This window comes from Robertmurraya massiliosenegalensis JC6, assembly GCF_000311725.1.
Classification (GTDB): Bacteria; Bacillota; Bacilli; order Bacillales; family Cytobacillaceae; genus Robertmurraya; species Robertmurraya massiliosenegalensis.
This window is the reverse complement of sequence record NZ_HE978513.1, coordinates 636,146-662,843: the sequence shown is the minus strand read 5'-3', so window position 1 is coordinate 662,843 and position 26,698 is coordinate 636,146. Positions and strand designations below refer to the sequence as shown.

General features: G+C 38.5%; 26 protein-coding genes and 1 other annotated feature. Of the genes, 21 read left to right on the top strand and 5 right to left on the bottom strand.

All coding sequences use genetic code 11. The features are described from left to right. Window positions 1–601: 601 nt before the first annotated feature. The 8 genes from BMSHG_RS13105 (at window position 602) to BMSHG_RS13070 (ending at window position 8,987) form a co-directional block, all read left to right on the top strand. Window positions 602–1,804 carry an MDR family MFS transporter gene (locus BMSHG_RS13105; protein WP_019154919.1) on the top strand — a complete coding sequence of 401 codons (1,203 nt, stop codon included), beginning with the start codon at window positions 602–604 and terminating at the stop codon, window positions 1,802–1,804. Between the two features lie 123 nt (window positions 1,805–1,927). Then, window positions 1,928–2,148 (top strand) — a binding site (T-box leader). 161 nt (window positions 2,149–2,309) lie between these two features. Then, window positions 2,310–4,724, top strand: coding sequence for a leucine--tRNA ligase (gene leuS, locus BMSHG_RS13100; RefSeq protein ID WP_019154918.1), 2,415 nt, complete (start codon window positions 2,310–2,312; stop codon window positions 4,722–4,724). 211 nt (window positions 4,725–4,935) lie between these two features. Beyond that, window positions 4,936–5,835 (top strand): ABC transporter ATP-binding protein, encoded by a 900-nt coding sequence (locus tag BMSHG_RS28700; protein ID WP_019154917.1) that lies wholly within the window; start codon window positions 4,936–4,938, stop codon window positions 5,833–5,835. Further along, a complete protein-coding gene (locus BMSHG_RS28695; RefSeq protein ID WP_019154916.1) occupies window positions 5,836–6,576 on the top strand; it encodes an ABC transporter permease in 741 nt (246 codons plus the stop codon). 6 nt (window positions 6,577–6,582) lie between these two features. Beyond that, entirely contained in the window at window positions 6,583–7,725 is a 1,143-nt protein-coding gene (locus BMSHG_RS13085) for a sensor histidine kinase (protein WP_019154915.1), read from the top strand. After that, window positions 7,722–8,324 (top strand): response regulator transcription factor, encoded by a 603-nt coding sequence (locus BMSHG_RS13080; protein ID WP_019154914.1) that lies wholly within the window; start codon window positions 7,722–7,724, stop codon window positions 8,322–8,324. The genes BMSHG_RS13085 and BMSHG_RS13080 overlap by 4 nt, the downstream gene beginning before the upstream one ends. 103 nt (window positions 8,325–8,427) lie before the next feature. Continuing rightward, window positions 8,428–8,736, top strand: a complete 309-nt coding sequence (locus BMSHG_RS13075) for a rhodanese-like domain-containing protein (RefSeq protein WP_019154913.1) — start codon at window positions 8,428–8,430, stop codon at window positions 8,734–8,736. Between the two features lie 62 nt (window positions 8,737–8,798). Beyond that, on the top strand, window positions 8,799–8,987 hold the full coding sequence (locus tag BMSHG_RS13070; RefSeq protein ID WP_019154912.1) for a sporulation protein Cse60: 189 nt from the start codon (window positions 8,799–8,801) through the stop codon (window positions 8,985–8,987). A gap of 18 nt (window positions 8,988–9,005) precedes the next feature. On the opposite strand, the gene BMSHG_RS13065 is transcribed toward BMSHG_RS13070, so the two are convergent. Beyond that, window positions 9,006–10,271 (bottom strand): BaiN/RdsA family NAD(P)/FAD-dependent oxidoreductase, encoded by a 1,266-nt coding sequence (locus BMSHG_RS13065; RefSeq protein WP_019154911.1) that lies wholly within the window; start codon window positions 10,269–10,271, stop codon window positions 9,006–9,008. Between the two features lie 212 nt (window positions 10,272–10,483). Here BMSHG_RS13065 and BMSHG_RS13060 point away from each other — a divergent pair, with 212 nt between their 5' ends. Beyond that, on the top strand, window positions 10,484–12,103 hold the full coding sequence (locus BMSHG_RS13060) for a putative polysaccharide biosynthesis protein (RefSeq protein WP_019154910.1): 1,620 nt from the start codon (window positions 10,484–10,486) through the stop codon (window positions 12,101–12,103). Between the two features lie 60 nt (window positions 12,104–12,163). Next, window positions 12,164–12,883: a pseudouridine synthase gene (locus BMSHG_RS13055; RefSeq protein ID WP_019154909.1), complete on the top strand. Its 720-nt coding sequence runs from the start codon at window positions 12,164–12,166 to the stop codon at window positions 12,881–12,883. A 62-nt stretch (window positions 12,884–12,945) separates the two neighbouring features. Here the strand turns inward: BMSHG_RS13055 and BMSHG_RS13050 are convergent, their stop codons facing one another. Next, window positions 12,946–13,167, bottom strand: a complete 222-nt coding sequence (locus BMSHG_RS13050; protein WP_019154908.1) for a DeoR family transcriptional regulator — start codon at window positions 13,165–13,167, stop codon at window positions 12,946–12,948. Between the two features lie 409 nt (window positions 13,168–13,576). Here BMSHG_RS13050 and BMSHG_RS13045 point away from each other — a divergent pair, with 409 nt between their 5' ends. The 4 genes from BMSHG_RS13045 to pepV all read left to right on the top strand — a co-directional run bounded on the left by BMSHG_RS13045 (window position 13,577) and on the right by pepV (window position 18,238). Continuing rightward, on the top strand, window positions 13,577–14,851 hold the full coding sequence (locus BMSHG_RS13045; protein WP_019154907.1) for a M48 family metallopeptidase: 1,275 nt from the start codon (window positions 13,577–13,579) through the stop codon (window positions 14,849–14,851). Window positions 14,852–14,947: 96 nt separating this feature from the next. Continuing rightward, entirely contained in the window at window positions 14,948–15,661 is a 714-nt protein-coding gene (locus BMSHG_RS13040) for an ABC transporter ATP-binding protein (protein ID WP_019154906.1), read from the top strand. Continuing rightward, window positions 15,654–16,829, top strand: a complete 1,176-nt coding sequence (locus BMSHG_RS13035) for an ABC transporter permease (RefSeq protein ID WP_019154905.1) — start codon at window positions 15,654–15,656, stop codon at window positions 16,827–16,829. Before BMSHG_RS13040 ends, BMSHG_RS13035 begins: the two co-directional genes overlap by 8 nt. An 11-nt stretch (window positions 16,830–16,840) precedes the next feature. Then, window positions 16,841–18,238: a dipeptidase PepV gene (gene pepV / locus BMSHG_RS13030; protein WP_019154904.1), complete on the top strand. Its 1,398-nt coding sequence runs from the start codon at window positions 16,841–16,843 to the stop codon at window positions 18,236–18,238. 31 nt (window positions 18,239–18,269) lie between these two features. Here the strand turns inward: pepV and cysK are convergent, their stop codons facing one another. Next, window positions 18,270–19,205 (bottom strand): cysteine synthase A, encoded by a 936-nt coding sequence (cysK, locus tag BMSHG_RS13025; protein WP_019154903.1) that lies wholly within the window; start codon window positions 19,203–19,205, stop codon window positions 18,270–18,272. A 155-nt stretch (window positions 19,206–19,360) separates the two neighbouring features. On the opposite strand from cysK, the gene thpR reads away from it, so the two are divergent. From thpR to BMSHG_RS13005, 4 genes are all read left to right on the top strand, one after another. After that, window positions 19,361–19,912: an RNA 2',3'-cyclic phosphodiesterase gene (gene thpR / locus BMSHG_RS13020; RefSeq protein ID WP_019154902.1), complete on the top strand. Its 552-nt coding sequence runs from the start codon at window positions 19,361–19,363 to the stop codon at window positions 19,910–19,912. Window positions 19,913–19,935: 23 nt separating this feature from the next. After that, window positions 19,936–20,895: a nuclease-related domain-containing protein gene (locus BMSHG_RS13015; RefSeq protein ID WP_019154901.1), complete on the top strand. Its 960-nt coding sequence runs from the start codon at window positions 19,936–19,938 to the stop codon at window positions 20,893–20,895. Window positions 20,896–20,916: 21 nt separating this feature from the next. Beyond that, complete coding sequence (locus BMSHG_RS13010) at window positions 20,917–21,855, top strand: diacylglycerol/lipid kinase family protein (protein ID WP_019154900.1); 939 nt, start codon at window positions 20,917–20,919, stop codon at window positions 21,853–21,855. Between the two features lie 354 nt (window positions 21,856–22,209). After that, entirely contained in the window at window positions 22,210–22,986 is a 777-nt protein-coding gene (locus BMSHG_RS13005) for a phosphotransferase family protein (RefSeq protein ID WP_019154899.1), read from the top strand. Here BMSHG_RS13005 and BMSHG_RS13000 read toward each other — a convergent pair. After that, the gene (locus tag BMSHG_RS13000; RefSeq protein WP_019154898.1) at window positions 22,983–23,252 is read right to left on the bottom strand and encodes a YtzH-like family protein; all 270 of its coding nucleotides are present in this window, start codon (window positions 23,250–23,252) and stop codon (window positions 22,983–22,985) included. The genes BMSHG_RS13005 and BMSHG_RS13000 overlap by 4 nt on opposite strands. A gap of 177 nt (window positions 23,253–23,429) precedes the next feature. On the opposite strand from BMSHG_RS13000, the gene trmB reads away from it, so the two are divergent. Next, window positions 23,430–24,068, top strand: coding sequence for a tRNA (guanosine(46)-N7)-methyltransferase TrmB (trmB, locus tag BMSHG_RS12995; protein WP_019154897.1), 639 nt, complete (start codon window positions 23,430–23,432; stop codon window positions 24,066–24,068). A 102-nt stretch (window positions 24,069–24,170) separates the two neighbouring features. Then, entirely contained in the window at window positions 24,171–25,010 is an 840-nt protein-coding gene (locus tag BMSHG_RS12990; RefSeq protein WP_019154896.1) for a YtnP family quorum-quenching lactonase, read from the top strand. A gap of 45 nt (window positions 25,011–25,055) precedes the next feature. Here the strand turns inward: BMSHG_RS12990 and BMSHG_RS12985 are convergent, their stop codons facing one another. Next, the gene (locus BMSHG_RS12985) at window positions 25,056–25,370 is read right to left on the bottom strand and encodes a PepSY domain-containing protein (protein ID WP_019154895.1); all 315 of its coding nucleotides are present in this window, start codon (window positions 25,368–25,370) and stop codon (window positions 25,056–25,058) included. A gap of 254 nt (window positions 25,371–25,624) precedes the next feature. Between BMSHG_RS12985 and BMSHG_RS12980 the strand changes: the two genes are divergently transcribed. Continuing rightward, a complete protein-coding gene (locus BMSHG_RS12980; protein ID WP_019154894.1) occupies window positions 25,625–26,692 on the top strand; it encodes a M42 family metallopeptidase in 1,068 nt (355 codons plus the stop codon). Window positions 26,693–26,698 lie beyond the last annotated feature (6 nt).

The window sequence follows — 26,698 nt, the reverse complement described above, 5'->3', positions numbered from 1 at the left end:
ATACATAAGTTAGGTGGTTGAAGTGAAAAGTTTGTCGGATGAAGGGTTCATGATACATAAGTTAGGTGGTTGAAAGTGAAAAGTATGTCGCATGAAGGGTTCATGATACATAAGTGTGAGGCTAGAAAGATGAAAGTATGTCACATGAAGGGTTCATGATACATAAGTTTGGTGGTTGGAAGTGAAAAGTATGTCGCATGAAGGGTTCATGATACATAAGTTAGGTGGTCGGAAGTGGAAAATATGTCACATGAAGGGTTCATGATACATAAGTTAGGTGGTTGGAAGAGGAAAGTATGTCACATGAAGGGTTCATGATACAAAAGTTAGGTGGTTTGAAGAGGAAAGTATGTCACATGAAGGGTTCATGATACATAAGTTTGGTGGTTGAAAGAGGAAAGTATGTCACATGAAGGCTTCATGATACATAAGTGTGAGGCTAAATAGTTGAATATTCCCTTTTTTTACTTCGAATACTTTCTTATTGCATAGTACATAAAAAAGGACTAATATAATATTTTGGAACTCGAAGGTTTACATTTTTTTAATGCTAATCAATCCGAAAATAAAATAGAATAAAATTGGGAAAGGAGCGGTTTGCATGCCTCGAAGTCTATGGCTTTTAGTGATTGGGATGGCGGTAAATGTAACAGGCTCTTCTTTTTTATGGCCATTAAATGCTATATATATCCATGACCATCTTGGAAAAACATTGTCTGTGGCGGGGATTGTCCTCATGCTAAATGCTGGTGCAACCGTTGTTGGGAACCTGTTTGGTGGCAGTTTATTTGACAAAATAGGTGGATATAAATCCATACTTTTAGGAATTGCGATCACGGTCTCAGCGCTTACAGGGTTAACGTTTTGGCATACATTCCTACCATACGTCATCTTCTTAACGATTGCAGGATTTGGATCAGGGATTATATTTCCTTCCATGTATGCAATGGCTGGATCTGTCTGGAAAGAGGGAGGGAGAAAAGCGTTTAATGCCATTTATGTTGCGCAAAATTTAGGAGTGGCGATTGGAGCTTCATTAGGTGGTATTGTGGCATCCTATTCGTTCCAGTTTATCTTTATCGCAAATACATTTATGTATGTGGTCTTCTTGCTTATCGCCCTACAAGGTTACAAAAATATTCAAACGACAGCTAATCTCCATTCTGCGACCCTTTTGGAGCCAAAGCCTATGAAAGATTATACAAAATTATATGCTCTGCTCATATTGTGTGTCGGATATCTTTTATGTTGGGTTGGATATGTACAATGGCAGGCGACTATTTCAACGTACACGCAAGAATTAAATATTTCTTTAAAGCAATATAGTTTTCTGTGGACGATTAATGGGGCCTTAATTGTGTTAGGTCAGCCTATTTTAAATAAAGTCTTAAGAATTAAAGCGATCGAACGGAATGTTAAATCTCAAATTGTGATTGGGATGTGCATCTTTATCGTCTCATTTTTAGTTGCTGCAAAAGCAGAGGCATTTTCTGGATTTTTAACAGCGATGATTATTTTAACCGTTGGAGAAATGCTTGTTTGGCCAGCTGTTCCGACGATTGCCGACAAGCTAGCCCCAAAAGGAAGAGAAGGATTTTACCAAGGGATTGTTAATAGTACGGCGACAGGTGGAAGAATGATTGGACCGATTCTTGGTGGGCTATTAGTTGATTTATATGGAATGTCGATGCTCTTCACAGTGTTAATTTTCTTATTTGTCGTTGCCATCTTTACGACGATCATGTATGACAGGAAATTGGCGATTAAGTCTCATAAGCAGATCATCGGCGAAATTAGCAAGTGAATCATGTATAATTTTGAAGAAAAGTAGGTACAATTTTAAAAATATAAGCATATAATAGTTATTACTTTTCAAGAACTTGCAACTCGTTCGGAAATTTTATACAATAATTTTATATCTATAATTGTAATGACTGGGATAAGGAATAGTAATGATGTTTAGACCGTACTAGAGAGTTGACGGTAGCTGCAAGTCAACCGGGACCATCATGAACTCGCCTTTGAGTCGCAAACGTGAACTATAGTAGCGCTTGCCGTTAACCGCGTTAAGGATGAATGAGCGAGTGACTTTGTCACTAATGTGGGTGGTACCGCGGGAGATTCAATGATAATCCTCTCGTCCCTTTATTGGGATGAGGGGGTTTTTTGTATTCAAAAGATCTTTTCTAGCCGACTTTACATTGTACGAAGGTGTATTAAAAAACGACCATGCTTATTAACGACCATGCGCCATTCAGAAAGTGATCATCTACATATTCAAACAATATTTCTATTAGGAGGAAAGAACGATGAGCTTTAATCATCAAGAAATCGAAAAAAAGTGGCAAAGCTACTGGGAAAAAAATAAAACCTACAAAACGAGTGAAAACAAGGGAAAAAGGAAATTTTACGCACTTGATATGTTTCCATATCCATCAGGTGCAGGTCTTCACGTTGGGCACCCTGAAGGGTACACAGCAACAGATATTCTTTCAAGGATGAAGCGTGCCCAAGGCTATAATGTTCTACATCCAATGGGCTGGGATGCGTTTGGTCTTCCAGCTGAGCAATACGCACTAGATACAGGGAATGACCCGGCTGAATTTACGAAGCATAATATCGAAACATTTAAACGTCAAATCAAGGCATTGGGCTTTTCTTATGATTGGGACAGGGAAATTAACACGACTGACCCGGATTACTATAAGTGGACGCAATGGATCTTTTTAAAGCTTTATGAAAAAGGATTAGCCTATATTGATGAGGTTGCGGTGAACTGGTGTCCTGCACTTGGAACAGTGTTGGCGAATGAAGAAGTGATCGATGGAAAAAGTGAGCGCGGTGGACATCCAGTAGAACGTCGTCCGATGAAACAATGGATGTTAAAGATTACAGCTTACGCAGATCGTCTTCTTGAAGATTTAGAAGAGTTGGATTGGCCTGAAAGTCTTAAAGAAATGCAACGAAACTGGATTGGACGTTCGGAAGGCGCAGAAGTTACATTTGCGATTGATGGACATGATGAGACGTTTACGGTTTTCACGACACGTCCAGATACATTATTTGGGGCAAGCTATGCGGTGTTAGCTCCAGAACATGCACTTGTTGAAAAAATCACAACTGCGGACCAAAAAGAAGCGGTTGAGGCATACTTGGATCAAGTGAAAACAAAAAGTGACTTAGAGCGTACGGATTTAGCTAAAGATAAAACAGGTGTATTTACAGGTGCTTATGCAATCAACCCGGTTAATCAAGAAAAAATGCCCATTTGGATTGCCGATTATGTACTTGTTAGCTATGGTACTGGGGCGATTATGGCGGTTCCAGCTCATGATGAACGAGACTTTGAGTTTGCGCAAAAATTTGACTTGCCTATTCTTGAAGTAGTTGCCGGTGGAGACGTGACGAAAGAAGCGTACACAGGTGATGGCGAGCATGTCCATTCAGGCTTCTTGAATGGAATGGGCAAAGAAGAAGCCATTGCAAAAATGATTGCATGGCTTGAAGAAAACAGCATTGGTACAAAGAAAGTAACGTATCGTCTTCGCGATTGGTTATTCAGTCGTCAACGTTATTGGGGTGAGCCCATTCCGATCATTCACTGGGAAGATGGAACAAGTTCAGCTGTGCCTGAAGAAGAACTACCATTAATCCTTCCGGTAACAAAAGAAATTAAACCATCAGGTACAGGAGAATCTCCATTAGCAAATATCGAGGATTGGGTCAATGTCGTCGATCCAGCAACAGGTAAAAAAGGACGTAGAGAAACGAATACGATGCCACAATGGGCAGGGAGCTGCTGGTATTTCTTACGTTATATTGATCCACATAATGATCAGGCATTAGCTGATAAAGAAAAATTAGCTGAATGGTTACCAGTTGATATATATATTGGTGGGGCAGAGCACGCAGTCCTTCATTTACTATATGCTCGCTTCTGGCATAAATTCCTTTATGATATTGGTGTTGTCACAACGAAGGAGCCATTCCAAAAGTTATTTAACCAAGGAATGATTCTTGGTGAAGGCAATGAAAAAATGAGTAAATCTAAGGGGAATGTTGTCAATCCAGACGATATTATTGATAGCCATGGAGCAGATACGCTCCGTTTGTATGAAATGTTTATGGGACCGCTTGATGCTTCAATTGCTTGGTCAACCAATGGTTTAGATGGTTCTCGTCGCTTCTTAGACCGAATCTGGCGCTTGTTTGTTGAAGAGGACGGTACTCTAAGTCCGAAAGTGAAGGACAGCGAAGATATCCAATTAGAAAAGGTATATCATCAAACGGTGAAAAAAGTGACAGAGGATTTCGAAGGGCTCCGTTTCAATACGGCGATTTCACAGCTTATGGTATTCATTAATGAAGCCTATAAAGTGGAAGTATTGCCAATAAGATATGTGGAAGGCTTTGTGAAAATGCTTGCTCCAATCGCTCCACATATTGCTGAAGAGCTTTGGGAAAAGCTTGGTCACGATGGAACGATTACGTATGAAGCATGGCCAGCTTATGATGAAGCAAAGCTTGTTGACGATGAGGTCGAAATCGTCGTGCAAATTAACGGCAAGGTAAAAGCAAAGCTGATGGTACCAGCTGATGCCAACAGAGAAGCCCTTGAAGAAATTGCCATGGGTGATGTGAAAATTAAAGAACAAATTGATGGCAAAACGGTTCGCAAAGTCATTGCTGTACCAGGGAAGTTAGTAAATATCGTGGCGAATTAAATAGGGATGTATTCTGCTATAAAAAAAGGGCATACGAATGAGTCTCATTCGTATGCCCTTTTTTGTATGAAGCAAATTGATTTTCCCTCGTTTAACGACTCAATCCTAGATTCATTATGACAAATGTCATCTCATATTCATGACACAATCCACTAATTCCGTCACTTGTCTCACAGCTATACTGAATATAGCAATGACGGGGGTGGACGTAATGGAGCAAGTAATATCAATTCAAAAGGTAACGAAGAAATTTAAGGATAAAATGGCAGTCAATGAGCTATCCTTTTCTATTCAGAAAGGGGAAGTAGTTGCTATTCTAGGTCCTAATGGGGCAGGGAAATCGACGACAATCCTTATGATGTTAGGGTTATTAGAAGCAACGAACGGGAAAATTGAAGTTTTCCAAAATAGCCCTAAGGAAAAATCAATACGGGAGAAGATTGGTGCCATGCTTCAGGAAGTGAGCGTGATTGATGCTCTGAAAGTGAAAGAAGTACTTCAGCTATTTAGGAGCTATTATGAAAAACCGATGGATTTTGAAGAGCTAGTGATATTAACAGGCTTGAACAAAGAAGATTTAAAGAAAAGGGCGGATAAGCTTTCAGGGGGACAAAAAAGACGACTCGGATTTGCGTTAGCACTTGCTGGTGACCCAGATTTGCTATTTTTTGATGAACCTACAGTGGGGATGGATATTAGCGCAAGAAAAAGATTTTGGGACACGGTTACAACATTGAAGGAAAGAGGAAAGACGATCATTTTCTCCACACATTATCTTCAAGAGGCAGATGATGTGGCAGAGAGAATACTTCTTTTTCATAACGGAAAGCTTGTGACTGATGGAACGCCTCATGACATAAAAAACAAGTTAACGAAGCAGTCTGTTTCATTTATGGAGAAGAATGGGGTTCCGCTATCTGAGATCAGAAGTCTCCCCTTCGTCACAGAAGTGTATATAAAGGAGCACCGAATATTTGTCGTGACGGAACAAACAGATGAAGTACTCGCCTATTTGTTTGAAAAAAAGCTAGGGGTTACAGGGATAGAAATTGAAAAGGGAAGACTTGATGAGGCATTTGAACAATTAACAAAAAATAAGGAGGTTATATAAGTGAGAGGATTAGCGATGCAGTGTAAGGTAGAAATCATCAGAATCATGAGAAATCCTTATTATGTGTTTTGGTCATTGTTCATGCCGATTGTTTTCTATTTTATCTTTACGAGGATTTTTAATAGCTCAATCGACAATGAGCAGGAGTGGCAGGCGCATTATTTGATGTCCATGACGACCTTTAGCGTTATGGGATCGGCTATTATGACGCTTGGAATTCGTCTTGTGGAAGAAAGAGCTCAAGGCTGGTCTTTATTTATGAGAATTACGCCTCTATCTAACAGCGCTTATTTCTTTGCCAAAATGGTAGGGCAAACCGCGATTCATATTCTCTCTATCATTGTCATTTTCACGGCCGGCGGAATCATTAACAGCATTTCATTATCGCCGCTTGAATGGCTATTGAGCGGCGTCTGGATCTTGCTTGCATCGGCTCCTTTCTTAGCACTTGGTGTCCTGTTTGGCACGATGAAACGCGTCGATACAGTTTCAGGTGTTACAAATCTAACTTATATGTTACTAGCTATTTCGGGGGGGATGTGGATGCCAATTGAAGTGATGCCAAATCTTATTCAAAAAATGGCACTATGGCTTCCTTCCTATCATTTTGGTAATGGGGCATGGCAAATTGTCCGTGGAAATGTACCAGAGCTTTCGAACATTCTCGTGTTGACCGCATATCTTGTTGTTTTCATGTTATTATCAACCTATATTAGGAGAAAACAAGAAGCGGCGGTGTAATGTTATATGAGCCAGAAAAAAGGATTTGAGCTTTTTCCAAAACGATATGGACTGTTCCCTTATATTTTTTTAGTGTATCTGTTCATGCCTGGGTACTATATCAGCTTGGAGCCAATCTTTAAGCAAATCGTGGGCTATTTATTACTCCTTGTATTTCTCATCACCTATCGTCAGCTTTATATCTCGATTGTGAGTGAGGTTCGATTTAATTTTTGGTTGGCGATCCAAATTGGGATTATTATGGTTCTTTCTATCTTTTATGATGTAAATAACGTCTTTCTAGGCTTCTTTTCAGCACATTTCATTGGTTGGTATCATCACAAAAAACCTTTTATCAACATGTTAATTTTCCTCGGGGTTGCGATTACTTTTCCATTAGTAATTCATATGGTAAACAATGGTTTTCATCAAAGCCAATATTATCTGACTCCGTTTATTATTATCATGCTTATCACTCCATTTGGAATACGCTCGATGAATGGGAGGATGGAGCTTGAGAAGAAATTGGATGAAGCGAATGAACAAATTAAAGAGCTTGTGAAGCGAGAGGAAAGATTGCGAATTGCGCGCGACCTGCATGATACGCTTGGTCATACCTTATCGTTATTAGCACTTAAAAGTCAACTTGTCGGTAAGCTTGCTTTGAAGGATCCGGAAAGAGCAAATAAAGAGGCTCAAGAGATGGAAAGAACGGCTAGATCTGCTTTATCGCAAGTACGTGAGCTTGTGTCAGATATGCGAACCATTACTGTGGCAGAAGAGATGATTGAAGTACAAACCTTACTTCAAACAGCAGAAATTGTTTTATATGTACGGGGAAATTCAGATGTTGCGCATATCCCTTATTTGACCCAGAATATTTTAAGTTTGTGTTTAAAAGAAGCGGTTACCAATGTAGTGAAACATAGCGAGGCAAAAAATTGTTTTATTACCATTCGCTCTCTTGAAGGAGAAGTCATGATCGTGATCGAAGATGATGGCAAGGGAATCGCTGATACTTCAAAGCTGGGAAATGGTTTAAAAGGAATGGAAGAGCGTTTGGAGCTTATTGATGGAGAATTGCACTTAATATCGTCTAAACAAGGAACAAAGCTGGAGATAAAAGTCCCGATTATTATTAAAGAAAGGGAGGCTGAAGATGGATCATGATTCGCATTATTATAGCTGAAGATCAACGGATGCTTAGAGGTGCATTAGGCTCTCTTTTGAATATGGAGGATGATATTGAAGTTATCGGAGAAGTGGGCAACGGAGAGGAAGCTTATAAATCGATTATTACCCTCAAGCCAGATGTGTGTCTTCTCGATATTGAAATGCCGATTAAATCAGGACTTGAAGTGGCAGAGGAATTAAAGAGAGTGGGCGCTGCTAGTAAAATCATGATCCTCACGACCTTTGCACGTCCAGGGTATTTTAAGAGAGCTGTCAATGCTGGGGTTCATGGCTATGTATTAAAGGATGGTTCTAGTGACGAATTAGCGGAAGCGATTAGAAATGTAATGAAGGGAAAAAGAGAATATGCTCCAGAACTTGTATTTGGAAGTTTACAAGGAGATAATCCTTTATCTGATAGAGAAATAGAAGTTTTAAAGTTAGTCGCAGAAGGAAAAACAGCAAAAGAAATATCAAAAGAGCTGTACTTATCCTCTGGAACCGTAAGAAACTATATCTCTGAAGCGATTAATAAATTAAACGTCAAAAATAGAATTGAAGCCATTGCCGTTGCCAGGGAAAAAGGGTGGATGTAGAGTCTATCCTAAAAACACACAAGTCATGTGTGTTTTTTCATGTGCGAGATTATGATAAAATGTTTTTACTGTTTAAATAGTGATTAATGTGAGGTGTTGTGTGATGGAACCAATTAAGACCATTACAACGGAAGAATTAGAAAAGAAAATCGAAAATGGAGAGAACTTACTTCTCATTGATGTGAGAGAAGAGGAAGAGGTCGAACAAGGAATGATTGAAGGAGCGAAGCATATTCCAATGGGTCAAATTCCAAATCATTTGGATGAACTTGACAAGGACAAGGAATATATTTTTATTTGTCGCTCTGGGAGAAGAAGTGAAAATGTATGTCATTACTTACAGGATCAAGGCTATAAGGTGCGTAATATGGTTGGCGGAATGCTTGAATGGAACGGTGAAGTCATTCTCTAATTGTTATAGAATTCTCCTAAATTGACGATACTGGTAGTAAAAAAGATTGGGAGAGAGGATAAGTGATCCAGGTTAAAGTATTTGATCAGGAACATGAAAAGGATTTAGAAAGAGAAATGAATCGTTTTTTAGAGCGATTAGACGAAAAAAAATTACTCGATATTAAATACAATATTGCTGCATTTCCAGAGGATGAAGAGGACGAGGAACAGGTATACTGTTTTTCAGCGATGATTGTGTATAGAAAATAATAGAGCCGTTTGGCTCTATTATTTGTTTTTAGCAAAGGCAGCTGCATTGATACCAGCAAGTCTTCCTGTCACTAAAGCAGAGGTAATATTATAACCACCTGTGTAACCGTGGATATCAAGAATTTCGCCACAGAAGTAGAGGCCGTTCTTTTTCTTCGATGCCATCGTTTGTGGCTCAATTTCTTTCACAGAAACTCCACCACCTGTCACGAACGCTTTTTCTAAAGGCAGTGTTCCATTCACTTTAAATTCAAATTGTTTACAGCTTCGCGTGAATGTGCGGATTTTTTCAGAAGAAAGATTTGCACCTTGAATGGCTGGGTCAATTTCATTGTATTCAAGCAGAAACAATAAATATCGTTCAGGAAGTAATCCTTTTAAAATATTTTTCACGCTCTTTTTCGGCTCTGCTTTTATGATTTTCTGCAACTCTTGAAATAGCGGCTCCTCTTTTTTATCTGGAAGAGCATCTAAGCTCATTGTCACCTCAGATAGATTCCATTTTTTCATTGCCTTGACGACAAACTGGCTACATCTGAGAACAGCGGGACCACTGATTCCAAAGTGAGTAAAAATCATATCCATCTGATGAGTGATTATCGCCTTGCCTTTCGGGTTTAATACACTTAAGGAGACATCCCTTAACGACAACCCTTGCAATTCCTTTTTCTTAATAAAGGATTCTGATGAGGTCAACGGAACTTCGGTTGGGTATAAATCAGTGATCGTGTGCCCAGCCTTTATTGCCCACGCATAGCCATCACCTGTTGAACCAGTGTGAGGAACTGATTTTCCGCCTACGGCAATAATAACCGCTCCAGCTGTGTAGCACTGTCCATTATTCAAATGTACAGTGATTTGCCCCTCTTCATAGTCTATGTCAGCGACAGGGGAGTTGGTCTTTATTTGTACATTCAAATTCTCCAATCGGGTTAACAGAGCAGTAACAACAGACTGTGCTTTATTAGAAGCAGGGAACATTCTTCCGTGATCTTCTTCCTTTAATTCAATACCAAGTTTTTCGAAAAAGGCGATGATATCTTCATTATTAAAAATGGAGAAAGCACTATGTAAAAAGCGTCCATTTCCCGGGATATGTTTGATGATTTCATCGATCGGAAGTCGGTTTGTGACATTGCATCTTCCACCACCTGAAATCGCTAATTTTCTCCCAAGCTTGTCCCCTTTATCGATTAATAGAACTTTTGCGCCTTTTTCTCCAGCAGCAATGGCTGCCATCAGACCAGAAGGCCCACCACCAATGACGATTACATCAAATTGCATCTATTCATTCTCCTTAATGGCTCCGTTTAATTGGAGTATATTTATTTTGAAATGGGGCTTCTACTTTTGAAAAGCATCTAATCAGTATATTATAGAACATGAACGATTGTCATGAAAAGGATACATATAAAGGTAGAAGTTATTTTTAAAGAGGTGTAAACTGTTAAATTGGAAGCTTTTTTTTCGCTGATTTCTAATTAGGATGGGATGTTATGTCGTCAAAGCTGTTAAGAGGGACGTTTGTTTTAACCTCTGGTACATTTATTTCGAAATTTCTTGGGTTGTTCTATGTCATCCCTTTTTTCGCCTTAGTTGGGAATGAAGGAACGGCTCTTTATAATTATGCCTATATTCCCTATACGATTTTCATCAGTATAGCTACAGCAGGGATTCCGGCATCGGTTTCTAAATTTATTTCAAAATATAATGCCATTGAAGAATATGCCGTAGGAAGGAAATTATTTAAAACAGGTCTTGTTTTAATGGCGATTACAGGGATTATCTCCTTTCTTATTTTATATATAGCTGCGCCTACTTTAGCAGCGATGGTCATTACCGATCCAGATTTTATTGATCATATGGCTGATGTTACAACCGTTATAAGAGCGGTCAGTTTCGCTCTGATCATTATTCCGTTTATGTCCATTATTAGGGGATTTTTTCAAGGACATCAAACGATGGAACCGACAGCTGTTTCTCAGGTAGTTGAACAAATTGTCCGAATTGCTTTTGTGTTAGCTGGCGCCTTTATCGTTTTGAAGGTGGCTCAAGGTAGTTTAGTAACGGCAGTCAGCTTTTCCGTTTTTGCAGCTTTTATCGGCGGGTTAGGTGGACTTGCGGTTCTACTTTGGTATTGGGTTAAGAAAAAGCCGATGTTTGATGAGCTTTTATTACAAGATAGACGGACGATGGATATATCCGTTAAAGATATTTATAAGGAAATCCTCCTTTATTCGATTCCCTTTGTATTAGTCGGAATTGCCAATCCATTATTTCAATTTATTGACCAGCTAACCTTTAATCCAACAATGGTATCGATAGGATATGCATTTAATGATGCCGAATATGCTTTTTCGATTCTTAACTTTCAGTCTCAGAAACTCGTCATTATTCCTGTATCTCTAGCAACAGCTTTCTCGTTAACATTGATTCCAGCGATAACGAAATCCTACACAGAGCAAGATCAGTTGGGATTAAATCGTCAATTGAATCAAACGTTTCAAGTACTAACCTATTTAACTTTACCAGCTGCCTTAGGTCTATCATTGTTAGCTGAGCCTTTTTATACCGTTTTCTATAAGCCAGATGCTTTAGGAACGGAAGTGCTAGAAGCGTATGCACCAATTGGGATGCTGTTTGCTCTTTATGCGGTGACAGCAGCGATTTTACAAGGAATTGATGCGCAGAAATTTAATATTCTTAGTTTATTAGTCGGGATCTTAATTAAGCTCAGCTTAAATATCCCATTGATGAAAATGATGGAAACAAAGGGAGCGATTTTGGCAACAGCCATTGGTTATAGTACAGCGATTTTAATTAATTTATTTGTCATTAAAGCATTCTCAAAATATCGCTTCCGTCTTGTCTTTAGAAGAGGTATTTTAATCATCATTTTTACAGCGATTATGTATTTTGTGACAAAGCTAGTTTACAGTTTACTCACGCTGTTCCTTTCACCAGATGTGAAAATCGAAGCGCTAATTATCGTGATTATCTGTGCTTTAGCCGGTGCGGGCGTCTATTTCTTTCTAGGCTTAAAATCAAAACTGGTAAATTTCCTATTTGGTGCAAGGGTTGATAGAATTAAACAGAAACTAAGATTGAAAATATAGAACAAAAACAGGTCCTCACGTAAAGTGAAGGCCTGTTTTAACACTTTGTGGAGGATCAGAATGAGAATTGATAAAATGCTTGCTAATCTTGGCTACGGAAGTAGAAAAGATGTGAAAAAGTTGTTGAAGGATGGAGCCGTTAAAGTCAATGATAAGCTTGTGAAGGATGCGAAGGAGCATGTCAATCCTGAACAAGATACCGTTACCCTTAATGGAGATGTGATAGAGTATAAAGAGTTTATTTATTTAATGATGAATAAGCCACCTGGAGTGATTTCAGCGACTGAAGATAACTATGATCAAACCGTTGTTGATTTATTAGAGATGGAAGATGCGGTATTTGCGCCATTTCCGGTGGGGAGATTGGATAAGGATACAGAGGGCCTCTTACTTATAACAAATGATGGACAGCTTTCACATCGCTTGCTATCGCCAAAGAAACATGTTCCGAAAACATATTTTGCGGTTATTGATCAAGAAGTGACCGAAGAGGATGTTAAGGCATTTAAAAATGGAGTGGTGTTAGACGATGGATATGAGACGAAGCCAGGAGAACTCACGATTTTAAAGTCAGGACTTCATTCAGATATTGAATTAACGATCACAGAAGGAAAATTCCATCAAGTAAAAAGAATGTTTGAAGCGGTTGGAAAAAAGGTAATCTACTTGAAACGACTATCGATGGGACCATTGAAGCTTGATGAATCGCTCGAGCTTGGGGAATATCGTGAACTGACAGATGATGAGTTGCAGAGCTTATTGGAGTACGAAGTCAAATAGAATAAAGAAATCGCCTCATTGATGGAGGCGATTTCTAATTTTCCAAAGTCAATTAACTACATTTACGATGTCATTTTTACTTTCTTTTCTGTTGTTGTCCACTTACCACGACTTGGACTTTCTACTAAGTCGTTATAAGCCAAGACATTTAAATCTCGTTGGATCGTCCGAGGAGTTGTACCAAATTCTTCTACAAGCTCTTGAGTTGTTACAGTTCCTTGTTGATTAATAAACATGTAGACGGATTTGATTCGGTTTATCATCCGGTTAGTCGAAGGTTTCAAAAAACCACTCCCTATCCCTTTTTAAAAAACCTGTGGCATCATCCTACAACTGACAGCTTCTATGAGAATTATTCTCATACAATATGTACTCTTCTTTGCCCAAGACAACCCCTTTATCAATTTCTTTCAACTATACTTTCATGTTGAACCTTATAACATAATTCTAAACTTATTTTCTAATAATTTCTACTTTAATGTATAAATTGTTGAATTTCATTCCTCCTTTTCTTCATTTCTCTGTAAATACATATGGGAGTGTACAAGTTAATTATGAATGAAATTTGAAAATTCTCATAACTTTTTGTTAGCAATTCTTACGGTGTTTCTTCATAAATAAAATTCCCTCTATTCGTTCTTTTGCAGATCGGTTATAATTCATATCAGATTATATGAAAGGAAGATTTTGTATTTGGATACAACCATTGAAAATCAACTAGTAAACAGGAAGGAAAATTTTTATTTTGGAGTTGTTCTCCTATTTAGTGTTTTAACGTACATCATTTTAGCTTTTTCCATAATTGGTTTGCTTGTCATCGCTTTTATTTTATTTCTTTCTCTCGTGCTTCATGGTCTTTATATTGGAGGTATTCGAAGAAATGGTGTAAAGCTAAGTGAAGAACAATTTCCGGAACTGTATGAAAAAGCGTTGATAGTTGCAAAGGACATGGGGTTATCAAAAATTCCCGATCTCTATGTTGTGGAATCTGAGGGGATGCTCAATGCTTTTGCAACTCGTTTTTTTCAAAAGGATATGGTCGTCCTTTACTCTGGAATCTTTGATCTAATTGAAAAAGAAGGAGAAAAGGAAGTCCTTTTTGTTCTTGCTCATGAGTTTGCTCATTTAAAAAGAAAGCATGTTTTGATCAGCATATTCATTTTGCCAGCAATGTGGATTCCTTTCTTGGGAAATGCCTATTTACGAGCCTGCGAGTATACTTGTGATCGTTATGCAACCTATTATATTCAATCATTAGATGCGTCAATCAATGCGTTATTGATGTTAGCGATTGGAAAGGAACTGTATTCGAAGGTGAATCATGAAGTGTATATGAAGCAACTTCAAACAGAATCTGGATTTTTTGTTTGGCTGAGCGAAAAGCTATCTACACATCCTCATTTACCAAAGAGAATCTATGAATTATCTACCTGCTATTCCCCTGACACAACAGTAGAGTTAAAGGAGCCAAAGGGGCGCGTTTGGGTAGGATTAATCATAGCAATCATATCGATGATGATCATCATTACAGGTTTAACATTTGCCTATCAAGCGCTTGAAAAATCAAATTTCTTTTCAGAATTTGCCTCGGAAATGAATGGGAGTACGCCATTAATTGATGCGGCAATTGCTAATGATGTGGATAAAGTCGAATCTCTTTTGAATGATGGAGCTGATATGAATGAAATGGATTTAGAAGGCTCCACAGCTCTACATTGGGCAGTTGTTTATTCATCATATGAAGTAGCGGAATATCTTCTTCAAGCTGGTGCCGATCCAAATACAATGGACGATTATGAATTAACACCATTAATGAGTGCGGTTTTTAATGACGACATTGTGATGGTAGAAACATTGCTAGAATTTGAGGTATATACAGATATTGAAGACTCTACAGGTAAAACGGCTTATGACTATGCTATAGAAAACGGATATGATGAAATAGCATTATTAATAAAGGAGAATTAAAGAGTAGATAAGATCATCCCTTTTGGATGGTCTTTTTCAAGATATGGAAAACTTTCCCGATGTTCATTCGTATGTAAGAATAGGAGGTGTCTCGTTTTGAGTCTTTTAACCGTTAATATTGTACAAGCAGGCTATGAAAAAGAACAAGCGATTATTAAAGACATTCAATTTTCATTAAAAAAAGGAGAACTGATTGGCCTGATTGGACCAAATGGGGCCGGAAAAAGCACCACGATTAAATCGATTCTAGGATTAATGGGGAATATGGAAGGTGAAGCCCTATTCCACGATGGAGAGAAATACTCCTATATCCCTGAAAGGCCGATTTTTTATGATGAAATGACATTGTGGGAGCATTTAGATTTTGTTGCAGCAGTAGAAGAATTAGACGAAAAAGAGTATCAGATAAAGGTGAATGAGCTTCTTCGTGTATATAAATTACATGAGGCAGCCCATCAATTGCCAGCTACATTTTCAAAAGGAATGCAACAAAAAGCGATGCTTATTCTCGCTCAAATTACAAATCCTGCTGTTTATATTATTGATGAACCGTTTATTGGCTTAGATCCAAGTGCTGTGAAGCTTCTTCTATCTTCCCTTGAAGAAGAGCGAAAACGCGGTGCAGGGATTATTATGTCTACCCATGTATTAGATACGGCAGAAAAGGTTTGTGATCGTTTTCTCCTTATCAATAACGGAGTATTGGAAGCATCAGGGACATTAACAGAGATTCAACAGCAATGTGGGCTTATAGATGGTTCACTCTTTGACTGTTTTCATAAAATCGCTGAGGAACAGAGCAATGAGTAGCTTTCACATTTTTCGTCATCGTTTACTTCGAAATTGGAGATATCAAATCAACACCTTTCGTCAGATCGCCGATTGGACGATATGGCTTTATCTCATTATTCCAGCGAATGTGATCTCGATTTTTATTTATCGCTCATGGTGGTTAGAAGGGACTCCGGAGTGGATACAGTGGATGCCACTAGAATTGTTTTTTATTGTAGGTTATTTATTTACATGGACAGGGACATACCGAAGCTATATGGAAGAGGCAGACAAAGTTTTCTTAGTGAAGAAAAAAGAGTTATTTTACAGGCTGAAAAAGTGGGGATTTCAGTATTCATTACTATTTCAGGCGATGTCCACTTTCGTCATAATTGTAGTCTTCCTTCCTTTTTTAATGGAACATTACGAGTTAACATGGATTCACGTTGGTACATACTTTTTATTTTTGTTATCGCTGAAGTATTTGATTATGTATGTAAAGTTTCATATTAAAAAGATTGAGAGAAAAACGGTTAGAAGCCTAGCTTTTATTGGGGCTTTTATGGTGGTCAGTTGGTTTGTTCAATTGGTTGCAAGCTTTTGGTTGAATGCTCTCCTTTTCGTTTTCTTTTTAGCAATCATAATTGGATTGATGAGCATTTTTCTTTACTTCCCATTATTAAAGAAAAATTCTGTCATGGACGTAGAATTATTGATTGAAAGCGAGGAAAAGCAGAAACTTGTTAATCTTGTATATCAAATGTCTTATGATCTTGAAAAGACAAAAGTCATCACAAGGAAAAGACCATGGTTATTTCGAAAATCGCGGAGAATTTTTAGAAGAAGAACGGCAACAAATGGATTTATCGAACTTTTCGCGAAAGTGTTTATTCGAAATAGTTCGCATATCTTAACCTATTTCCAAATTTGCTCTGTGACAGCAGCTGCTGTACTTATCATTCCACCATTATGGATTAAGTGTGTCATTATAGGTGGTTTTTTAATCATGATGTGGAGTTGGCTAGTGGGGGTATGGGAGAGAATAGTATTATCCCATCCTTTTACGAAAAAATATCAAGAGCATGACGCCTATTTTTCTGCTAAAAAGCGGACTATTACGGTATTATTTGTATTATCTATATTAATTGTTGGGATTCTTTTTAGTATAGGTTCATTCTTTTATCACCATTTTTTAAATGTTAGTTGAGGAGGTTTCAAATGGATTGGAATAAAGAAGTGCTCGCTCGAAAAGAGGAGCTAATCAAAGATACACAACGTTTATTGAAAATCAAAAGTCTATTAGATGAAGAGAATGCAACTCCAGACGCTCCGCTTGGTGAAGGTGTGAAGGAAGCGTTGCAATTTATGCTCAAGCTTGGCGAAAAGGATGGGTTTGTCACAAAAAATGTCGACAACTTAGCTGGACATCTTGAATTTGGGCAAGGCGAAGAATTGATCGGAATCCTCTGCCATGTAGATGTAGTGCCAGAAGGAGACGGGTGGACAAGCGACCCATTTGGTGCTGAAATTCGTGATGGAAAGATTTTCGCCCGTGGTGCCATCGATGATAAAGGTCCGACTATGGCCGCCTATTACGCCATGAAAATGGTGAAAGAATTAGGACTGCCTTTAAATAAACGAGTACGCATGATTATTGGTACAGATGAGGAAAGCAATTGGCGCTGTGTCGACCATTATTTTAAACATGAAGAAATGCCGACATGTGGCTTTGCTCCCGATGCTGATTTTCCCATCATTTATGCGGAAAAAGGGATTGCTGATTATGATCTCGTTCAACAGGGTTTGGGGAGTAGTAATGACGGAAAGAATGTCCTTCTCTCTTTTGAATCGGGTCGACGATATAATATGGTTCCTGACTATGCCAAAGCGAATATTTCAGGAGATGGTTCCGATTTAGCTGGAGCTTTCGAACGTTTCTTAAATGAAAATGAAGTTACAGGTAAGCATTCTAATACGGCGGAAGGTTTCCTGTTAGAAGTAGAGGGCGTATCAGCTCATGGGATGGAGCCTGATAAAGGTAAAAACGCAGGACTCTTTTTAGCGAAGTTTCTTTCAGGTCAAGAACTTGATAGGCAAGCATCTGCTTATGTTCAATTTGTGACTACATATTTTCAGCAGGATTCACGTGGAAAAGCATTAGGCATTGCATATTCCGATGATATTACCGGAGATTTAACGATGAATGTCGGGAAGCTAAGCTATAAGAAAGACGTTGGTGGCACACTTGGACTTAATATGCGCTATCCTGTCACGACAAATCTAGATGAAACGCTCTCTAGACTAAAGGATAAGGTATTTAACGAAGGATTTGCGATTGAAAATTTCACGGATTCGAAACCACATCATGTTGATGAACAAGATTTCCTTGTGCAAACTTTAAAAAAGGTCTATGAGGAGCAAACAGGAGAAAAGGCTGAGCTTCTTTCGATCGGTGGAGGGACGTATGCACGCTCGTTAAAATCAGGAGTTGCGTTTGGTCCACTATTCCCTGGAAGACCGGACATTGCCCACCAAAAGGACGAATACATGATCATCGAGGACTTACTTAAAGCAACCGCTATTTATGCACAGGCTATATATGAACTGGCAAAATAAAAGGAAGCGCCAAATTTCGGCGCTTCCTTTCCTATTCTTCAAACCGGAATAAATCGCTTGATAAGTATCTTTCGCCTGTATCACAGGCAATGCAGACGATGGCATCTCCTGGTTGGAGTGTTTTTGCTACTTCTAGGGCAGCATAGCAAGCGGCGCCAGATGAAGGACCAACAAGAATTCCTTCTAGACTTGCGAGACGACGAGTAATATCGTATGCATCCTCATCAGTTATTTGATGAATTTTATCATAGACTTCTTGGTTTAACGTATCTGGGATGAAGCCAGGACTTGTCCCAACAAGCTTGTGCTTCCCTGGCTTTCCCCCTGATAAAACAGGTGAACCTGCGGGCTCGACGACATGTACTTGGATATCTTCATAATGCTCTTTAAGAACTTCTCCAGTCCCTGTAATCGTACCACCGGTTCCAGCGGTTGCTACAAAAGCTTTAAGTGGCTTTCCAATTTCCTTCATGGCTTCCATGATTTCTAATGCCGTTGAATGACGATGGGCATCAGGATTGGCATCATTTTCAAATTGCATCGGGATAAAGCTGTTTGGAATTTCAGCAGCTAATTCTTCAGCCTTGCGGATCGAACCCGGCATTTTTTCATCGCCAGGAGTAAGGACAACCTCTGCCCCATATGCTTTTAATATATTGATTCTTTCTTTTGTCATTGTATCTGGCATAACGAGAATGGATTTATAGCCTCTGGCAGCTGCATTCATTGCCAAGCCAATTCCAGTATTTCCGCTTGTAGGCTCAATAATCGTAGCGCCCTTTTTTAATAATCCTTTCTTCTCAGCTTCAATAATCATATTGAAAGCAGCTCTATCTTTAACACTGCGACTTGGATTATAAAATTCTAGTTTTAAATATACATCGACTCCATTTTCAGGAGCTAGACGATTTAGTTTTACCATTGGGGTATCCCCGATTAAATCGGAAATATTTTCAACAAACTTCATCAAATCTTCCTCTCTAGGTTTATCAACGAATTAGTCTCTTTCCTATCATATCGAAAACATATGATTCGGGGCAACTGGGTTGATTATGAATTTTTTGGTGGTTATGATGAAAAGAATAAGAAATACGTTTAATGTTTTTCAGAAAGGACGATATAATGGAAAGAAAACAACATTTTTTTTATGCGCTAAAGCTTCCAAAAGAAGTGAAGACCTATTTGGAACACACTTGCGAAAAATTACAGCAGGAGTTTCCTTTTAGCAGTTGGGTACATCGTGAGGATTACCATATTACGTTAGCTTTCTTAGGAAGTGCGAATCTAAAACAGCTGGCAGTCTCGATAAACACTATTGAGAAAGAGCTTGCGGAGTGGACCTCTATTTCATTAAAGCTCAATCATTTTGGGGTGTTTGGAAAAAGCGATTCCCCGAGAATTTTTTGGGCGGGTTTAGAAAAAGAAGAAAGTCTGTCTTTGCTTCGGAAAAAAGTGTATCAGGCCTGTATGCAGGCAGGATTTCAACTTGACACAAGAGATTTTAACCCTCATATCACCCTTGCTAGAAAATGGAAAGGGGAACAGCCCTTTTCGATGGAGAGCTTGACTAGAATAGAGCCTATTTCATTTATCGCAAATGAAGTTGTTTTATATGAAACGCATGTCCAAAAGCTTCCAAAATATGAGGTGAAAAACTCATTCTTTTTAAAGTAATGTAAAGTAAGGAAGGTCAAATAATGGGTCAGCTAATAAAGCTACAAGACTATGTTTCGCGATATGAACAGGATATTTTCTTATATCCTTCCCGATTTGTGAGATTGAAAACGCAACAATGGGACAAATGGAAGAGAGCATGGGAAAATGGGGACAGCCTTCAGGAAAGAGTGGAGACGCCTGCTGTTCCAGAATGGTATGAAGAGGAGAAAGAGCCTTTTTTTACACGAATTAAAGATTTATTTAAAAGAGGAAAAGAAGAAGAGGAGGAGGAGATTTTTGCGAAAGTCCCAACTAATACCTTTTCATTTTCTCCCTCTCTGTCGACTCAACCAAATACATTGGATGAATTAAAACGAAATTTTTTAGACCAGTTATATGCATTTCAATTAAAATGGGCAACGACAACGATTGCTGAACAATCCTTTATTGATAAACACTTTTATGAGGATGTAAGGCTGAAATATTTTTTACAAAGATTTCCGGATACCTATTTAGTCCTGTATCACCCTATTTTCCTATTAAAAACAGCACCTGTTGAGGTAGAAATTATCCTTATTACTCCAACTGAAGTTTGGTGTATTACCTTTTTAGAGGAAGAGGATCGGGCTGTGTTTGTGGGCTCCAATGAACACTTTTGGTTGAAACGCAATCAGGAGCAAGAGCAGAAGGTTTTAAACCCGTTGATTGCTTTAAATAGGACGGAGAAAGTAACGAAAAATATCTTAAATCATTACGAAATTGAGCTCCCGATTCAAAAAGCGGTCTTAACTCGTAATGGATATATCGATTACCCGTCTGCTCCTTATGATACAAAGTTTATTGAAAGACGCAATTATGAAAAATGGTTTCAGAACATGCGCTCACAACGCTCTCCTTTAAAGCATATTCAATTGAAGGCAGCACAAGCTCTCTTAAATTACTGCCAAACGACTAGTGTGCGCAGGCCTGAGTGGGATGTAGAACCGGAACAAGAATATTGATGAAAATGTAGGTTTTAGAGAATGAACAATATCCATTTCATTATTAACCCTCAAGCAAAAAATGGCTATTCGATGAACGTATGGGAGAAGGTCGAAAAAGAGCTTATATCAAAGCATCTACCTTATCATGCAGCATTAACGAAATATCGAGGACATGCTGTAGAAATGGTCAAATCCATTCATAGGAACCTCGCTCCTAAGGAAACGGCGCTGATTGTTGCCATTGGGGGCGATGGAACAATACACGAAGTTATAAATGGTGCATCTCAGGTGGAAAATGTCATGATTGGATTTATACCTGCTGGTTCAGGAAATGATTTTAGGCGGGGATACGGTATTCCAAAAGATCCTCTCACTGCGCTACAGTTTATTTTAGAACAAGTAAAAGAACTACCTTTACTCGTAGATGTTGGTGAAATCGAAAATTGTAATGGGAAGAAAACGAGCTTTATCAACAATATGGGGGTTGGATTTGACGCTCTTATTACAAAGGAAGCAAATTCTTCTCGTTTGAAAGGAATGCTGAATCGTTTTCATTTAGGAAGTCTTGTTTATGCCTATTTTGTGATGAAAGAATTGTTTTCTTTTAAGTGTAGCGATGTATTGGTGAGTATAGACGGGGAGAGCATCTCTTATAAAAACGTTTGGTTTGTGACGGTTTCTAATCAGCCTTTCTATGGAGGTGGGATGAAAATCTCCCCAAGGGCAAATGTTCGAGATGGTTTGTTAAATGTAACGATTGTACATAATCTCTCAAAGCTAAAATTTTTGCTTGTCTTTATAACCGTGTTTTGGGGTGGCCATACGAAATTTAAAGAAGTAGAGGAAATGGTCGGAAGGCAAATCTCGATTCAAACGAATGCCCCCTTCTATGCCCACGCAGACGGAGAATACATAGGAGAAACTCCTCTTACGATAAAGGTAAAACGTCAAGTCATGCCATTAATACTGAAAAAATAGATGAATAGCATGATTAAGAAGGTTGATAGATTTGTTTAGTAAGTGCTAGAAAGCTAATAATCAGCTTGCTGCTCAGATAAAGATAACAGTTGAAATTTTAATGAGGACTTGACGGAAATTGGTATTAGGAGATAAAATTTAAAGGATGAAGAATCCGTCTAAAATGAAAATGATTCATAGAAAGTCAAAAAAACATTTGTCTTTCAATTATCTTTCATTTATTATGAAGTTTGCACAAGATAGCTATTGTAGATCGTATCAGTAGCTGTCTTTTTTATTCGAACGAAGCAAGTTACTTAATTTCATTTCATAATGATGAACATTGTGAAATTTACTTACTGAAGGTGAACAATTTTGGAACACTTATTTGGACAAGAATGGGAAATTGTCCCTGCTGGAGGGGCAACGGGTGAAGCGTTTTTTGCACAACATGAAGGACAAAGGCTATTCTTAAAGCGAAACTCCTCACCGTTTCTAGCCGTCTTATCAGCAGAAGGAATTGTTCCGAAGCTTATTTGGACTAAGAGACTGGAGAGCGGAGATGTCATCACCGCTCAGCAATGGTTAGAGGGAAGAGAGCTTAAGCCACCTGAAATGAACGGTGAAAGAGTGGCCAAGCTCCTTCAAAAAATTCATGGTTCCGATCCCCTACTCGGAATGTTAAAACGAATGGGGAAAACTCCGTTACAACCAAGTCATCTTCTCGATTCATTAGAAAAAGCGTTGGATCAGGAGCTTCTTTGGCATCCCATTGTTATTTCATCGTTAAAATTTTTAAAAGAAGAGCTCTCGAATATCCCAACCCATCTTCAAGTTGTTTGTCATGGAGACGTGAATCACAACAATTGGCTATTAACGGAAGATAACCAATTGTATTTGATCGACTGGGACGGAGCGATGATTGGTGATCCTGCTTTTGATTTAGGAATGCTCCTTTATTGGTATGTTCCCGAAGAACAATGGGAGGATTGGGTTCACCTCTATGGGATTACATTAAATGATCATCTGCGATTGCGGATGAAATGGTATTTCATTGCACAAACATTACTGACCATTCAATGGTCAAAAAACAAGGATCGTACCGAAGAAATAGAGAAATGGCTCACGGTCATTAAGGATCTTTCAAATTAAGAAAATGTTTCAACATCATTAACCCATTGTGATAGTTGTTGTTGATGGGATTCAATATGATTATCTAAGTTGCTTGAATGAATGCCATTTTGGCTGTAGTTGTAGATTTGTTCTAATACATCATTATTCATATTTGAATCGGCCATTAATGATTTCACTAGGCGTTCTAATTGTTCAAGTTCTGATACAGACCCACAACAATCGACTTGGTGGTTGTTTAATATATCTTTCAATAATTGAAGTTGATCTTGTTGATTTAGTGGCACCTCGTACACCCTTTCAATAAGTCCAGATTTTTATAAGGAATTCACATCTAGCATGTGAATTCCTTATCTTGTTTATTCACGGTTCGATTCCACTTCGTTCTATTTTTAACTTGCGTGAAAACCTTCTTAATGATATGGTTTGTACGAATATTTATTTTTGATTTTAGGGGTGTACAGATGCGTTTACGACATAAACCGTGGGCAAGAGAAATGCTGGATTCACATCCCCAGTATGTCATCTCTTCTCCAGAACAACATAAAGGAAATTGGAAGGCTGTTTTTGAAAAGGACCAGCCAATCCATATTGAAGTAGGAACTGGGAAAGGTCGATTCATAACGGAAATGGCAAAGGCCAATCCACATATTAATTATATCGGCATTGAGCTTTTCGAAAGCGTCATTGTCTCTGCTCTTGAACGTTTAATTGAAGCTGACTTACCTAATGTTAAGTTATTAAATATAAACGGTGAAAAGCTAACGGAATACTTCGCAAAAGGTGACGTTAGTCGAGTGTATTTAAATTTTTCCGATCCTTGGCCAAAGAACCGCCATGCGAAAAGACGTTTAACATATAAAAGCTTTTTAAAACTGTATGAGGATATTCTTATTGATAATGGAGAAATCCATTTTAAGACCGACAATCAAGGATTGTTTGAATACTCCCTTATGAGTTTTTCAGAATATGGTCTACTACTGAAATATATAAGCCTCGACCTTCACAATAGTGACTTTGAAGGAAATATTATGACGGAGTATGAAGAGAAGTTTTCGCAAAAGGGTAGTCGGATTTATCGCTGTGAAGTACAGTATCGATAAAAGGAAAAAAGCTGTTCCTTTCCTTAAGGAGTAGCTTTTTATTTGTTCATAGTTTTCTAAATTTTGAACAAATGGTAAGATGTTTTTAAGGAGGGGATTTTAATGGAAACGTTACAAATTGGTGAGTACAAATTGACCTGGCTCCGTGGAGGAGTAACCCATCTCGACGGTGGGGCGATGTTTGGAGTTGTACCAAAGGCGTTATGGTCAAAAAAATATCCACATAATGAGAAGAATCAGATTCCATTAAGAACAGATCCAATATTAATACAAGGTAAGGGTGAAACCTTTTTAATTGAATCAGGAATTGGTGTTGGTAAGCTGACAGATAAACAAAAAAGGAATTTTGGCGTATTAGAAGAGTCGACAATCGAGCTTTCATTAGAGGATTTAGGCTTAACGACCGCTGATATTGATTATGTGCTGATGACCCATCTTCATTATGATCATGCGAATGGACTTTCAAAGCGTGTAGGGGAAGAGTATCTTTCCGTTTTTCCAAATAGTAAAATCATTACATCCAAAATAGAATGGGATGAAATGAGAGAGCCGAATATCCGCTCAAGGAATACATACTGGAAAGAAAACTGGGAACCCATTCAAGCTCAAGTGGAGACATTTGAGAACGAATGGACGTACGGTCCAATCAAAATGGTACACACCGGTGGTCATAGTGATGGACATTCGATTGTGATCCTAGAAGATGGAGGAGAAACGGCCTTACATATGGCTGATATCATGCCGACACATGCTCACCAAAATGTGCTCTGGGTGATGGCCTATGATGATTATCCGATGACCTCTATATATGCAAAACAAAAATGGCTTGAATTCGGACTATCCCAAAAAGCATGGTTCACATTTTATCATGATGCCGTTTATCGAGCAGTAAAATGGAATGAAGAGAATAAACTCATACAAACGGTGAAAAGAGTGGAGTAGAAGGACTCAAAATGGGACAGGAGGCGATCTCCTGTCCCATTTTTCTTAGCTTATTTCTTTAGTTTCAATAATGCTTCCGGTAGCAGCGTCAGCAATAAACTCATATTGCTTCATGCTGTCATCCGTGAATCGTGAGATACCACCTTTATAGACAGTATAAGTTAAATTGTGATTCTCATACGGCTCTGCTTTCATTTGAATCCATGAACCACTTATCGGTCCAGATTGCTTAAATAATTCTTTTGCATTTGCTAATGCTTTTTCAGGAGAAACATAGGTTTTCGCATCCAATAATTGCTTAGTGGCAAAACCACTTATAACTCCCACACCCAGTCCTAAGAAAAAAGATTTCCAATTCAAAGAAAGGCCCCCCCTCTAGAAAGTATGCACGATATCCATCATATCACCAAGACATATCAAAAAAAAATCAGCCTTAATCGTAGAGTTCATGCCCCCATTTTAACATAAACTAAATACAGAAGGTGGTAAGTCGAAAGAAACTTCTGTAAAATAAAAAGTATACGCTACATTTCAGTACCTAGAAAAAGCGAAATCGCCATGGACGAATAGATTGTGGATTTTTACATAGGATGGCATGAGAAGGAGTCGAAAAAATGAACGAAAATACGAAAGCACTCTTTAAAACATTAACGGAGCTTCCTGGAGCACCAGGGAATGAACATCTAGTTCGTAAGTTTATGAAAGAGCAACTATCAAAATATAGTGATGAAGTTGTTCAAGATAAATTAGGTGGAGTGTTCGGGATAAGAAAAGGTGACGGTCCTACGGTAATGGTCGCAGGACATATGGACGAGGTTGGATTTATGGTAAGTGCGATTACCGACAATGGAATGCTTCGTTTTCAAACATTAGGCGGATGGTGGAGCCAAGTACTTTTGGCCCAACGTGTCCAAATTATCACTGAAAACGGACCTATTATTGGAGTAATTGGCTCAATCCCTCCACATTTATTAGATGAAGCAAAACGTAGCAAGCCGATGGAAATTAGTAATATGTTAATCGATATTGGTGCCGATGATAAAGAAGATGCAATCAAAATCGGGATTAAGCCAGGGCAACAAATTGTTCCTATTTGCCCATTTACACCGATGGCTAATGAGAAAAAAATCATGGCCAAATCATGGGATAATCGATATGGCTGTGGACTATCGATTGAATTATTAGAAGCATTAAAAGATGACGTGCTTCCGAATACCCTTTATTCTGGAGCAACGGTTCAAGAAGAGGTTGGATTAAGAGGAGCGCAAACAGCAGCAACAATGATTAAACCGGATATTTTCTTTGCTTTAGATGCTTCACCAGCAAATGATATGACAGGTGACAAAAAGGAATTCGGACAGTTAGGAAAAGGAACACTGCTTAGAATACTAGACCGTTCAATGGTCACTCATCGTGGTATGAGAGAATTTATCCTTGATACGGCTGAGCAAAACGATATTCCTTATCAATACTTTGTTTCCGCCGGCGGGACGGATGCAGGACGTGTTCATTTAACGAATGAAGGAGTTCCTAGTGCTGTAGTGGGGATTTGTTCACGCTATATTCATACTCATGCTTCAATCATTCATGTAGATGATTACGCAGCTGCAAAGGAATTGCTGATCAAATTAGTGAAGTCCTGTGATCGAACGACGGTAGAAACGATTAAGCAAAATAGTTAAGTCTAT